13 protein-coding genes are annotated in these 12,562 nt (G+C 68.3%); 5 read left to right on the top strand and 8 right to left on the bottom strand.

From position 1 onward, the window contains the following. Nucleotides 1–42 precede the first annotated feature (42 nt). Nucleotides 43–927 carry a nucleoside hydrolase gene (locus M3T53_RS00710; protein ID WP_272432507.1) on the top strand — a complete coding sequence of 295 codons (885 nt, stop codon included), beginning with the start codon at nucleotides 43–45 and terminating at the stop codon, nucleotides 925–927. A 59-nt stretch (nucleotides 928–986) separates the two neighbouring features. Here M3T53_RS00710 and M3T53_RS00705 read toward each other — a convergent pair whose 3' ends face one another. Both M3T53_RS00705 and M3T53_RS00700 read right to left on the bottom strand, forming a co-directional pair. Next, a complete protein-coding gene (locus M3T53_RS00705) occupies nucleotides 987–1,811 on the bottom strand; it encodes an HAD-IIA family hydrolase (RefSeq protein ID WP_272432506.1) in 825 nt (274 codons plus the stop codon). A 445-nt stretch (nucleotides 1,812–2,256) separates the two neighbouring features. Then, on the bottom strand, nucleotides 2,257–2,769 hold the full coding sequence (locus M3T53_RS00700; RefSeq protein ID WP_272432505.1) for a PH domain-containing protein: 513 nt from the start codon (nucleotides 2,767–2,769) through the stop codon (nucleotides 2,257–2,259). A 58-nt stretch (nucleotides 2,770–2,827) separates the two neighbouring features. Between M3T53_RS00700 and M3T53_RS00695 the strand changes: the two genes are divergently transcribed. From M3T53_RS00695 to M3T53_RS00685, 3 genes are all read left to right on the top strand, one after another. Next, nucleotides 2,828–3,502, top strand: coding sequence for a TrmH family RNA methyltransferase (locus tag M3T53_RS00695; RefSeq protein WP_272432504.1), 675 nt, complete (start codon nucleotides 2,828–2,830; stop codon nucleotides 3,500–3,502). A gap of 43 nt (nucleotides 3,503–3,545) precedes the next feature. Continuing rightward, complete coding sequence (fbaA, locus tag M3T53_RS00690; RefSeq protein WP_272432503.1) at nucleotides 3,546–4,574, top strand: class II fructose-bisphosphate aldolase; 1,029 nt, start codon at nucleotides 3,546–3,548, stop codon at nucleotides 4,572–4,574. 396 nt (nucleotides 4,575–4,970) lie between these two features. Beyond that, entirely contained in the window at nucleotides 4,971–6,170 is a 1,200-nt protein-coding gene (locus M3T53_RS00685; protein WP_272432502.1) for a hypothetical protein, read from the top strand. Nucleotides 6,171–6,322: 152 nt separating this feature from the next. On the opposite strand, the gene M3T53_RS00680 is transcribed toward M3T53_RS00685, so the two are convergent. Further along, nucleotides 6,323–6,502 (bottom strand): hypothetical protein, encoded by a 180-nt coding sequence (locus M3T53_RS00680; protein WP_272432501.1) that lies wholly within the window; start codon nucleotides 6,500–6,502, stop codon nucleotides 6,323–6,325. A 259-nt stretch (nucleotides 6,503–6,761) separates the two neighbouring features. Here M3T53_RS00680 and M3T53_RS00675 point away from each other — a divergent pair, with 259 nt between their 5' ends. Continuing rightward, the gene (locus tag M3T53_RS00675; protein WP_272432500.1) at nucleotides 6,762–8,024 is read left to right on the top strand and encodes a hypothetical protein; all 1,263 of its coding nucleotides are present in this window, start codon (nucleotides 6,762–6,764) and stop codon (nucleotides 8,022–8,024) included. Nucleotides 8,025–8,486: 462 nt separating this feature from the next. On the opposite strand, the gene M3T53_RS00670 is transcribed toward M3T53_RS00675, so the two are convergent. The 5 genes from M3T53_RS00670 to M3T53_RS00650 form a co-directional block, all read right to left on the bottom strand. Continuing rightward, complete coding sequence (locus M3T53_RS00670) at nucleotides 8,487–8,726, bottom strand: hypothetical protein (protein WP_272432499.1); 240 nt, start codon at nucleotides 8,724–8,726, stop codon at nucleotides 8,487–8,489. Beyond that, nucleotides 8,723–8,983: a ribbon-helix-helix protein, CopG family gene (locus M3T53_RS00665; protein WP_272432498.1), complete on the bottom strand. Its 261-nt coding sequence runs from the start codon at nucleotides 8,981–8,983 to the stop codon at nucleotides 8,723–8,725. The genes M3T53_RS00670 and M3T53_RS00665 overlap by 4 nt, the downstream gene beginning before the upstream one ends. Before the next feature lie 158 nt (nucleotides 8,984–9,141). Continuing rightward, nucleotides 9,142–9,894 carry a glycerophosphoryl diester phosphodiesterase gene (locus M3T53_RS00660; protein WP_272432497.1) on the bottom strand — a complete coding sequence of 251 codons (753 nt, stop codon included), beginning with the start codon at nucleotides 9,892–9,894 and terminating at the stop codon, nucleotides 9,142–9,144. A gap of 50 nt (nucleotides 9,895–9,944) precedes the next feature. Then, nucleotides 9,945–11,207 (bottom strand): DUF4032 domain-containing protein, encoded by a 1,263-nt coding sequence (locus M3T53_RS00655; RefSeq protein ID WP_272432496.1) that lies wholly within the window; start codon nucleotides 11,205–11,207, stop codon nucleotides 9,945–9,947. A 137-nt stretch (nucleotides 11,208–11,344) separates the two neighbouring features. Further along, the gene (locus M3T53_RS00650; RefSeq protein ID WP_272432495.1) at nucleotides 11,345–12,478 is read right to left on the bottom strand and encodes an ABC transporter ATP-binding protein; all 1,134 of its coding nucleotides are present in this window, start codon (nucleotides 12,476–12,478) and stop codon (nucleotides 11,345–11,347) included. Nucleotides 12,479–12,562: the final 84 nt, after the last annotated feature.

Here is a 12,562-nt window from a genome sequence, read left to right as displayed (position 1 = left end):
GCCCAGAACCCCTGACATTCGACACACTCGGCTAGGAATGACATGACAGCTCAATTGATCCTCGACACCGACATCGGCACCGATGTCGATGACGCCCTCGCTCTCGCGCTGATTCTGGGCTCTCCGGAACTCTCGCTACGGACGGTCACAACGGTCTACGGCGATACGGTCCTACGCGCGAAACTGGCTTCGCGCCTGTGCACGCTGAGCGGCGGAAGCGCTTCGCCCGAGATCATCGCCGGGCAAGGGGAAACCCTTTCGGGCCGGGATGTGTGGTGGCCGGGGCATGAGGGGACGCAGTTCGTCGACCTCAACGCCGAGGACTATGGCGGTCGGATCGATGCGGTCGATCATCTCGTGACTGAGGTTCTCAATCACCCGGGGGAGATCGATGTCCTCGCAGTCGGCCCGTTGACGAATATCGCCGAGGCGATGCGCCGCGAGCCGGACTTCGCTTCAGCAATGAGGGGCCTGTACATCATGGGTGGGGACTTCCGGGACGAGAGAAGGATCCGTGAACACAATTTCTTGTGCGACGCGACTGCGGCTGATGAGGTCTTTCGATCCGGAGCGAGAATCACCGTCACAGGGTTGGACGTCACCGAGACGATCGCCTTCCGACCGGAGCAGGTCGAGCGCATCAGGAACGCCGGTCTCCTGGGGCGCGCCCTCGGTGCTGAGATCGACATCTTCTGGAACTTCCACGGCAAGCCGTGGAACAATCCGCACGATGCGATCACTGCCCTGACCTTGGTCCGTCCCGATCTTTTCGACGCGCACGAGGCTCGTGTCCGCATCGAAGCCTCGGGAGTGGATGCGGGATTGGTCATCGATGATTCGGACGCCGCGCTGGTGACGGTCATCGACCGTGCGAAGTCGGAACGGGTGTGCGAGGAATTGGTCGCGCGGATCATCGCGGCCGCCTGAAGGGCGGGCCGTCCGAGCCCGCCGATCGCCGCGCTCGGGGCGGCGCTCAACGGGCGGGGTCAGCCGGCGACGGCGTCGACGAGCTCGATGAGCTCCCCGATGCCCTCGTGGATCCCGAAGGGGCGGAAGGGGTACTGCTCGATCTGCTCGAGGGACGTCGACCCGGACAGGACGAGGTGCGTGCGCAGCCCCGCCTCGACGCCCGCCTGCACGTCGGTGTCCATCCGGTCGCCGACCATCGCCGCGTCCTCCGAGTGGACGCCGATCTTGTTGAGGCCGGCGCGGATCATCACGGGATTGGGCTTGCCGATGAAGTACGGCTGCTTGCCGGTGGCCGCGGTGATCATCGCGGCGATCGACCCCGTCGCCGGCAGCGTGCCCTCGTCGGAGGGGCCCGACACGTCGGGGTTCGTCGCGATGAACTTGGCGCCGGCCTCGATGAGGCGCACGGCGCGCGTGAGGGCGTTGAAGTCGTAGGAGCGGACCTCGCCGAGGACGACGTACTCGGGGTCCTGGTCGGTCATGATGTAGCCGGCGGCGTGCATCGCCGTGGTCAGCCCGGCCTCGCCGATGACGTAGGCGGTGGAGTTGGGGGACTGCTGGGACAGGAACGCGGCGGTGGCGTTCGCGCTCGTCCAGATGCGGTCCTCGGGAACGTCGAGGCCGGAGTTGGCCAGGCGCGCCGACAGGTCGCGGTTGGTGAAGACGGAGTTGTTCGTCAGGACGAGGAAGGGGTACCCCTTGCGGCGCAGGGCGTCGAGGAACTGCTGGGCGCCGGGCAGGGCGCGGTTCTCCTTGACGAGGACGCCGTCCATGTCGGACAGCCAGGCGGTCACGGGCGGGAGGTCTCGCAGGGATGTGGACTCAACTGATGCTAATGCCATGCGACCAGGGTATCGGCTGGATGGGCGCCGCGGGAGCCCCCGGCGGGGGCGTTCGGGCGCGCGTTCGGGCCGCTGGGCGCTGAAAGCCCGGGGACGTTCGTGTCCGGGGCACGGGTCGGGGCGTCCTCGACGGCCGGATCGGCGGTAGTCGTCTGACCGGGGGTGGGGCGCGGCCGTCCGCCGGGGCGGCGGCATCGAGGGCGCCTGCGAGGCCACGGGCGGGCTCGCTCGCGGCCCTAGGGCATGTCTCCCAATAGGTGGGGTGTTATGGCGGCAGTCTGGGTTGGTGGCGATGCGAGGGGCAACGTCGTCGAACGCTCTTTCAACCTCATGAAGCAGTGGCGCGGCCTGGCCGCCCGCGCACGGCTTGCTCGCCATCACCTACCGCGCTGCCGTCGCCCTCCTCGCAGTCATCACCTGGCTACGCGCATAAAGGAGACACGCCCTAGTCGGTGGGGTCGGCGTCGACGGCGCCCTGGACGTCGTGGAAGAGGAGGTCGGTGATCTCGACCTGGACGGTCTCGACGCGGGGGATGTCGACGAGGACGAGGGGGTCGTCGGCGCTGGTCTGCAGGGTGAGGGTGCCGCATCCGAAGAACCTGTCGGACAGGCCCCGCTCATGGGTGACGTCGGAGATGCGCGACAGGGGCAGGTCGTGGCCGCGCTTGGTGAAGACTCCGTGACGCGTGATGATCCTCTTCGACGTCAGCGTGTAGGTCGTCGTCGCCCACCGCACCAGGGGGATGAGGAGGAGGGGGATGAGGAGGACGGCGACGAGGGACCAGGCGACGACGTGGCTCCATGGGGCGTAGCGTTCGGGCAGCATGGCTGAGGCGGTCGCGCCGGCGATGACGAGGACGAGGGAGGCGGCGATGTTCGCGAGGATCGCCTTGACGTGGGTGCGCATGTGGCGGACGACGACCTCGTCGCGGCTCAGCAGGTTCTTCGACAGTGCCATGCCCCCATCGTGCCACCTCGGCCGCCGGTCGTCCTCTTCCGGGCGCTATCGTGGCCGGATGACCTCCTCGCCCCGTGACGGAGCCGCGACCGGGCCCGTGGGCGCCCCGCCGTGGCCCTCGGCCCCCGATCAGTGGCCCGACGACCCCCGCTACGACCCGGAGCTGCTCGCCCTGGGCGACGCCCGCAACGTCGAGGACCGGTACAGGTACTGGACGGTCGACGCGATCCGCGCCGATGTGGCGTCGCGCGCCCTGCCGTTCGAGGTCGCCGTGGAGAACCTCGGGCACGACTTCAACATCGGGTCGATCGTTCGCACGGCGAACGCCCTGGGGGCGCGGAGCGTTCACATCGTCGGGCGGCGCCGCTGGAACCGCCGCGGGGCGATGGTCACGGACCGCTACATCGACGTCGATCATCTGCCCGATGCGCGGGCGCTCGCCGACCACTGCCGCGCTCGCGGCCTCGTCCTCGTCGGGGTCGACAACATCGACGGCTCCGTCCCCTTGGAGGGAGCGCGTTTGCCGGCGCGCGCGTGCCTCGTTTTCGGGGAGGAGTCGAACGGGTTGAGCGAGCAGATGGTCGACGTGTGCGAGAGGGTCGTCGCTATCACCCAGCGCGGATCGACGAGGTCGATGAACGTCGGCCATGCGGCGGCGATCGCCATGTGGGCGCAGGCCGGGGCGTGCGCGGGAGCGGGACTTCCATCCTCATCCGGGACGGGACGGATGTGAAACAATAGGAGGTGACAGTCTGTCACTCGATTAGGAGGCTACCGTGCCGATCGCAACCCCTGAGGTCTACGCCGAGATGCTCAACCGCGCCAAGGAAGGCAAGTTCGCCTACCCCGCGATCAACATCACCTCGTCGCAGACCGTTACCGCCGCCATCCAGGGCTTCGCCGAGGCCGAGTCGGACGGCATCATCCAGGTCTCCGTGGGCGGCGCCGAGTACGCCTCAGGCTCGACCATCAAGAACCGCGTCACCGGTTCGCTGGCCCTGGCCGCCTACGCCACCGAGGTCGCCAAGAACTACGGGGTGACGATCGCCCTGCACACCGACCACTGCGCCAAGCAGAACATCGACTCGTGGATCCGCCCCCTGATGGAGATCGAGGCCGAGCAGGTCGCCGCCGGCGGCCTGCCGACCTTCCAGTCGCACATGTGGGACGGCTCGGCGGTGCCGCTCGACGAGAACCTCGAGATCGCCAAGGAGCTCCTCGCCCTGTCGCAGAAGGCCAACACGATCCTCGAGATCGAGATCGGCGTCGTCGGCGGCGAGGAGGACGGCGTGGTCGGCGAGATCAACGAGAAGCTCTACACGACCACCGAGGACGCCCTCAAGACTGTCGAGGCCCTCGGCCTGGGCGAGAACGGCCGCTACCTGACGGCCCTGACCTTCGGCAACGTCCACGGGGTGTACAAGCCCGGCCACGTCAAGCTGCGCCCGGAGATCCTCGGCACCATCCAGGAGGAGGTCGCCGCCAAGGTCGGGTGGAAGAACAACCGTCCGTTCGACCTCGTCATGCACGGCGGCTCCGGCTCGACGGCGGATGAGATCGCCCTGGCCGTCGCCAACGGCGTCATCAAGATGAACGTCGACACCGACACCCAGTACGCCTACACCCGCCCGGTCGTCGAGCACATGTTCCGCAATTACGACGGCGTGCTCAAGATCGACGGCGAGGTCGGCAACAAGAAGATGTACGACCCGCGCTCGTGGGGCAAGGCCGCCGAGGCCGGCATGGCCGCCCGCGTCGTCGAGGCGTGCGAGCGCCTCGGCTCGGTCGGCACGAAGATGAAGTGATCGTCGACTGACACATCCTGTCGCCGGGGCCCGCCGCTGATGCGGCGGGCCCCGCGTCGCGTTCGGGCGCGTTCTAGGCTTCGACGACGAGCTCGCGCCCTGGGAGTCCCGCGTGATCTTGCTTCGCGCCCGTCCGGCAAACCGAAGCACACCCCTCGTCCGCCATTGACTCGCGCCGAACGACCGATCGTCCGAATCCTGCGGGATGCGGCTCTGCGGATCGCCCACGCCGCGTTCAGGGGTGGCGAGTGAGGATTCCCCGCGCGGCCCAGCCGCGGCGACGAACCGGGCCGAAATGAGGGGGCCGGGGTCTCGCGCGCCGCGCCGGGACACGGGACAATAGGTGCTCTGGCATGATGGAGACGAGGCCATCACCGGCACGGAAGGCGGAGAACCATGAACCAGGAGTGGACCCGAATCGAGGGCATGATCATCGGGCGCGACCTCGATCCGGCGGATGTGGCCCGCGAACTGGGCGAGCGCGGAGTCCTCGCGCAGCTCGAATGGTTCCCCTCCTCGCCCCAGCTCCTCGGCCTCAACCTCGCCGTCGCCGACGGCGCCGTCGCCGCCCTCGACGAGCAGGGCTCCGTCTCTCCGGGCCCGTCCCCAGACGACCTTGCCGACGACCTCGCCGTCCTATTCGACGCGGAGGTCCGCATCGGCTCGTCCACCGCCGACCACCTCCCCGACGACGACCCCGACCCGAGCCGGGCGGATCCGGACGACGACCCCGACGCGCGCGAATCGGCCTCGAGGATCGTCGAGATCGGCCGGACCCCCGCCTCGTCCGTCCCCCTGCTCGCCGCCCTCGAGGGCCTCGACCTGGGCTCCCTCGACCTGGCCGACGACCACCGGGCGATCCTCGCCGACCTGCCCCCGGAGAAGGCCGGCTGGAACTTCGGGGACCTGCCCCTCGTCACCCTGTCGATGACCGACGGCGACCTCCAGGCCTTCCTCGTCACCGACGACCACCTCGAGCACGTCGTCACCCACAACTGGGGGATGCGCACCCGCATCGTCCCCGGCCCCCTCGACGACGCGCACCTCCTCGCCGACGAGGTCCTCGACCTCGTGGGGGACCGCCCCGACCTGGCGGCCATCGCCGACGCGGTGCCCGGCGCGGACGCAGACGCCCTGTGGGAGTGCGCCGGCGCCGACGGCGACGACGCCGTGTGGCGCGTCGTCCGGGCCCTCGGACTGCCCCAGGGGGTCGCCGGGTTCCTCCTGGGCGCCCTCGACGCCGCCGACGTCGAAGGGGTGACGGTCCACCTGGCGCGGGGCATTTCGAACGCGATCGGCCGCAGCGTCGACATCATGCTCGGCGAGCCGGAATCCCCGGTCAAGCCCCTGTGGAGCGGCTATCAGAACATCGCCTCGGACAAGCCGTGGGTCATCCGCGTCGCCGCCACCGTCGAGGCGATCGCCGGCGCGGGGATGCTCGTCGGGGCGATCCGCGCCCCCAGGCCGCGCTCCGGGTGGCTCATCGCGGGCGGCGTCGTCGGCGGTCTCCTCCTCGTCGACTCGATCGCCGAACTGTCCCTCGCCAAGTACGTCGCCCAGCGCCAGCGGCGCCGGGCGGGCCTGGCCCGGGATTGAAGCGCGCGTCTTCCCCAGAGGGCCCGCCTCATCGGACGTGGGATCCTCGCCTCGGTCATGTTCACGGGGTGCGTACCGCTGCCCTGAATGCGGCGCGCTGGGCAGGAGGTCGGATCCGCTGGATTCGAGGAATCCACTGAGTCGGTGGTGAATCAGCCCGAGGTCCACGCATCGATCGGGGCCTTCAACGAAAGGATGTCGGGCATCGGCGCCGTCCAGTCCCTTGTGCCGGAGCCTCGCAGGACGGTGGCAGGCTCCTCGCAGGGCTCGGCCTCGCCGATCGGATGAGCCGCGCGGCACTGGTAGGCGGACAGCTCCACATCAGGGTTCACGTCTGAGCGCTGGATCGAGGGCGGGCGAGCCGCTCCCGCGCGGCATCGATGTCTTCAACGAAACGGATTCTGCCCCATCCGCGTCACGCCACGGATGCCGGGGCGTGTCACTGGCCCGGATCGCCCTCCGAGGGTCGGTACACGGTGGCAGCGTCCAGCCTTCCGGTGGATCGCCTCAAGCGTTAGATTTCGCGACATGAGTAGTACGACTACGCAGCGACCTGCCCTTGGAGTATCCGGTGCGCGGTCTCAGCGGATCATGAGGACGATTGCTTTCCTCTTCCTCCCCGTGCTCCTCCTACTCCTCTTCGGTCTCGTCGCCAACGCGATCCACGTCGCCCACACTCAAGGGCTCAGAGGAGCCCTGGGCGATCTGGGTGAAATATGGCTCCGGATCATGCAGATCCGTGTTCCCAATTCAACACTTTTAACCGTTCAAGGAGTCCTAGTATTTACGCTCCTCGGGCTCTCGTCCATCGAGAATCTCACCTCCGAATCCTTACCGTTGGATAAAAGGATTAATGTCGAGTGGTTCGAGACTCAGAAACGAATCTTGCGCAAACTATCGGAAAACGATTTTCTTCTGTCCGTCGCGGGGGTGATATCCGCAGGAGTGGCTGCTGTTTCATGGATTGGATTCATTAACAGGCTGCTCGCCTCAGCGACGCCCCCCGATTGGGAGAGCGCACTGCTCGCGGCGATTCTCTTCTCCGTGTTGTACGGGACAGTCTTCTTCCTCTTTGTCGCCGAGTCGGAGCGGTCCCGGCTTGTTTCGGAGACCTTCCTACGGCTCGTCGACGTTCACCACGCCATTGTGGATGTGCGAGCCGTAACGTCAGATCCTCATCCGTCACGAGGAGGGGGGATCAGCATGTGGACCATGCGGCGCGGACGCGATCTGCTCTCTCTGCCGGACGAGGTGGTCGATAAGCTTGAGGCAGAAGAAGATCCGCCGGCGCAGCGTTCGCCCGCCGACAGCGACGGGAGGGAAGCATCGCTCCCCTGGAGGCTCCTATTCACCAGTGCCGCGGCGCGTTCTTTCCCCGCCGTCGGGCTCTCGATCCCCCTACTGGTGGGAATCCTGCTCTTATCGGTCGGGAGCGCGCGTCCCGCTCACAGAGTCATTCTCGCCCTGCTGGCGGCTGCACTCTTCATCGCCGTGCTGTTCATTGTGTCGATTGTTTTCCTCATCGAAGCGCTCTATTTGAGGATCGCCCAACGATCATTCGCCTCCGAGTACTTTCTTAGCTGGACTATTTTTATCCTCGTGATACTCCTGTGGCCGATATCGGTGCTCAAAATACTCGTCATCGATAGCTCGACCGCCCCGGCCCTTCTGTGGGTCTCAGTCGGATTCGCATTCGCGCCATTCGTCTCATGGGCCCGATTCCTCATCGACCCCCTGAGAGATACGCGCTCTCCGACAATTCGGGCGATCATCGATCACGCTGAAAAAGTGCTCCACGAGGAGCGGGATCGATTGATCGACGCCCTCAGACGGGCTCGCAAGAAGAGCCGGTAACGCCCTCGCCGCGGCTGACCCGCCCCCATCCGTAGCCGAGCCAGTCGAACGGCCCTGATGCGGGCGCGCTGGGCAACCCCGGCACGAGGAGCACCAGCCTTGCGAAGGCGCTCGTGCTCATCGCGACGCGGATGCGGACCGGTTCCCGGCAACGCCCGCCCTCCGGGTTCGCGCAGCCTGGGCCCAGGCGCAGGGGCGCTGTTCGGGCTCACCCCGACGACAACCCGGCGGCCACGCCCACGCTCCCCCGTGCACGCGCCCATCGATCGCCGCCATAAACACGGCCGTCGCGCTCCTCAAACGACGCGGCCCGCACAACCCCCCAGACTCTTCGAGTATGACGAGGACCGCTAGACCCCGTCCATCAGTGGCCGCCCCCGACCGTGCGTGCCCGCCTGGACGTACGGGCCCATGCTCCTCGATAGCCTCGATCTCGCAATGGAGGCGGCTCGTGCTCGGGGCTCAGATGACGAATCGTCGATACGCCGCCCGGGCTTTCATCGCATGAATGATCTCGATCTCGCCGTCGTCCCACAGCAGAACGACGACCTCGAGGAGGCGCCCGGCGGTATCCAGCCCGATCCTCAGCTCGCGCTGAGGATCGTCGTCATCGAGCGGACCGCCGGCCAGGACCGACCGCGCGGCCTCGATCGCGTCCTCATCGCTGATTCCGTGCTTGCGAGCAGAGGGGGAGACGATCACGCGCGGACCCACTCGCGAACGGCGGCGCGGATCGCCGCAGAACGATCCAGGCCCTCGCGCTGAGCCCGTTCCATCAGCTCATCCAATTCCTCATCGGAGAATCGGGTGGGGACCACACGAGATGCCTTGCCCGCGCGCGGCGGACGGCCCCACCTGCGCGTCAATTCTTCGACGTCGTAGCCGGCCTCCGCCTCATCCGCCCACGCCTGCACCTGAGCATCCGAGATCTCCCGGCCCCGAATCATGCGCTTTCCCATGGCGTCATCATATTCCGTAATACGGAAGAGGTCGAGCTGTTGACGGCCCCACAACCGGTCCGTTAAAGCCCCGGTGCCAGCGTCGCGTGGAGGCCGGGGCGCTCACCCTGCGAACCGACGGAATACCCGCGCCCGCTCGATCACCGGGCCCGGGTTGGTCAGCGGGTCAGCGCTTCGGCTGGGAAGTCCTGAGGGCGGTCGGTGAACACGCCGGTGACCCCCCACGAGGCCAGCTCGATCGCCCGGTCGACGTCGTTGACCGTCCACACGTTGCAGTCGAAGCCCGCCTCGCGGATCTGTTCGACCTCGGCGCGCGTCAGCCCCTCGACGCTCGGGTGGACGGCGACGCACCCCAGGTCCGCCGCGCCCTCCTGCCAGGTCGGCCCCGGCTGGCCGTGGCGCTCGAAGAGCCAGCCGAGCGCGATCTGCGGGCACGCCCGGTGGAAGCGGGCCAGCGCCTCATGGTCGAAGGAGGAGACGATCAGGCGCGACGGGTCCGCGACCTGGGAGACGGCGACCCGCAGGTTCTCCACGAGCGTCTCGCGCAGCTCCATCCCCCCGTAGCACGGCTTGATCTCCAGGTTCATCCCCAGGTGCGAGGCGTTCGCGAAGGAGATGACGTCGGCGGCCTCGGGGATGCGCTCGAAGCGGTACGTGTCGGAGAACCAGGCGCCCGCGTCGAGGCGGCGGATCGCCGAGTAGTCGAGGCCGTAGTAGCGGCCCGACCCGTTCGTCGTCCGGTCGAGCGTGTCGTCGTGGATGACGATGAGCGACCCGTCGGCGATGACGTCGACGTCGAACTCGATCCACGTCGCGCCCGCCTCCATCGCCTTGGAGAACGCGGCGATGGTGTTCTCCGGCGCCAGGGTGGGGGCCCCGCGGTGGGCGTAGATCCTCGGGTAGTCGGTCATCGGTCCTCCTAGGGTGGGGTCGCGGCGGCGGGGCGGTCGGGCCGCCCCGGTCACCACAGGTCGGGGTCGTCGGCGGCGCTGGCCGCCTCGTCGGAGGAGATGAGGATCGCCTCGTCGCGCTTGGCGGGCAGGACCTCGGCGACGTAGGAGGCGATGACCTCCTCGAAGGGCACATCGTATCCGGCCTGCTGGGAGCGGTACCACCGGTGTTCGAGGAACTCGTGGAAGATCTGTGCGGGTTCGAGCTTGCGGGCCAGTTCGGCGGGGACGGCGCGGACGACCGGCTCGAACACGCTCGACAGCCACTCGTGGGCGACGATCTCCAGGGGGGCGTCGGACCGTCCCGTCGTCGCCCGGAAGGTCTCGATGTCGTTGAGGAGGCGGCGCGCCTGGTTCTCGCCGACGTCCATGCCGGTCAGCCGCATGAGCTTGCGGTGGTGGTGGCCGGCGTCGACGACCTTGGGCTGGATCTCCAGCCGCGTCCCGGACGCGTCCGTCGTCATCTTGAGCTCGCCGACATCGAAGCCGAGGTCGTTGAGGCGGCGGATCCTCTGGGCGACTCTGAGCCGCGGATTCGCCCCGACGGTCTCGACGGTCTCGACGGCGGTGAGCTCGTTCCACAGGTCCTCGTAGCGGGTGCGGATCCGATCGCCGATGTCGATGGGGTCGGCGTCGGCGGGGAAGTACAGGCCGGCCTGGAGGTCCATGAGCTCGCCGATGATGTTCGTCCGGGCCAGGTCGACGTCGTACTCGCGCTGCCCGCGGGTCAGCGCCGGGTGGAGCTCGCCGGTCTCGGCGTCGACGAGGTAGGCGCTGAAGGCCCCGGCGTCGCGGCGGAACAGCGTGTTCGACAGGGACACGTCCCCCCAGTAGAAGCCGAGGAGGTGGAGTCGGACGAGGAGGACGGCGAGGGCGTCGATGAGGCGCGTCGCCGTGTCGGCGCTCATGTGCTGGCTGAACAGGGCCCGGTAGGGCAGGGAGAATTGGAGGTGCTCGGTGACGAGGACGGCGTTGAGCTCCTCGCCGACGGGGGTGCGCCGCCCGGTGATGACCGCGGTCGGCAGCACCGAGGGTGCGTCGAGGCGCGATAGGTCGCGGAGCATGTGGAACTCGTGGTGGGCGACGCTCGGGCCGATCTCCTTGACGGCGATGACGCGGTTCGACAGGTTGACGAATCGGACGGTGTGGCGGGAGATGCCCCGGGGCAGGGCCGCGAGGATCTCGTCGGGCCATTCTTCGAGCGGCACCTCCCACGGCAGGTCGAGGAGGGCGGGGTCGACCGTGGCCGCGGTGATCTCCAAGAGGTCAGACATGCCGGTATTGTCCCTTATCGCTGGCGGTTGCGGGAACGGTCCGGCTCCGTCCACCGTGGGAACAGTCCGCTGACGGGGACCGCCCCGGCCCCGCCCGGTGAGGGCGGGGCCGGGGCGGTGCGCCCGGGCGCGTCGGATCAGTCGGGCAGGCGCACGCCGGTGGAGGCGGAGAAGTTGTGCTGCTGGCCGGGGATGACGCGCGTGTGGATGACGCCGCCGCGGTCGGGGGCCGTGCGCGGGGGGACGCGGACGATGAGCTGACCGGCCTTCGCCCCCTCGTCGGCCGAGCCGATGTTCTGGGCCTCGCGGCCGCCGGCGAGGCGGCCGTACACGTAGGCGTCGGAGCCGAGCTCCTCGACGAAGTCGACCTCGATGGGAATCGTGTTCTCCGTGTCGGCGGAGACGACCTCGAGGCCCTCGGGGCGGAACCCGATGGTGATCTTCCCGTTGTCCTCGGGGGCGACGGCCGCGCGGGTGGCGGCCGACAGGGGGATGCGGGCCGAGCCGAGGACCGCGGAGTCCCCGTCGATGTCGAAGGCGCCGAGGTTCATCGCGGGCGAGCCGATGAAGCCGGCGACGAACTCGTTGGCGGGGCGCTCGTACATCTCCTGGGGGGTGCCGACCTGCTGGAGGAGGCCGTTGTTGAGGACGGCGATGCGGTCGCCCATGGTCAGGGCCTCGGTCTGGTCGTGGGTGACATAGACGGTGGTGACGCCCAATTCTCGCTGGAGGGAGGCGATCTGGGTGCGGGTCTGGACGCGGAGCTTGGCGTCGAGGTTCGACAGCGGCTCGTCCATGAGGAACACCTGGGGCTTGCGGACGATCGCGCGGCCCATGGCGACGCGCTGGCGCTGACCGCCGGACAGGGCCTTGGGCTTGCGGTCGAGGTACTGGGCGAGGTCGAGGATGCGGGCGGCCTCGTCGACGCGCTTGGCGATCTCGTCCTTGGGGGTGCCGGCGATCTTCAGGGCGAAGCCCATGTTCTCGCGGACGGTCATGTGCGGGTAGAGCGCGTAGTTCTGGAAGACCATCGCGATGTCGCGGTTCTTCGGCGGGACGTCGGTGACGTCCTTGTCGCCGATGAGGATGCGGCCGGAGTTGACGTCCTCCAGGCCGGCGAGCATGCGCAGCGAGGTCGACTTGCCGCAGCCGGAGGGGCCGACGAGGACGAGGAATTCGCCGTCGGCGATTTCCAGGTCGAGCTGGTCGACGGCGGGCTTGTCCGAGCCCGGGTAGATCCGTGTCGCCTTGTCGAAGGTCACGGTTGCCATGAGTGTTCTCCTCCCACCGGCAGGTACGTGCCGGACGATCCGAGTGGGTTCGGTTGTGCGCCGGATGGGTCACCGGCGCGGCGG

Source organism: Actinomyces sp. B33, from assembly GCF_028437565.1.
Taxonomy (GTDB): domain Bacteria; phylum Actinomycetota; class Actinomycetes; order Actinomycetales; family Actinomycetaceae; genus Pauljensenia.
This window is presented reverse-complemented; position numbering and strand designations above follow the sequence as displayed.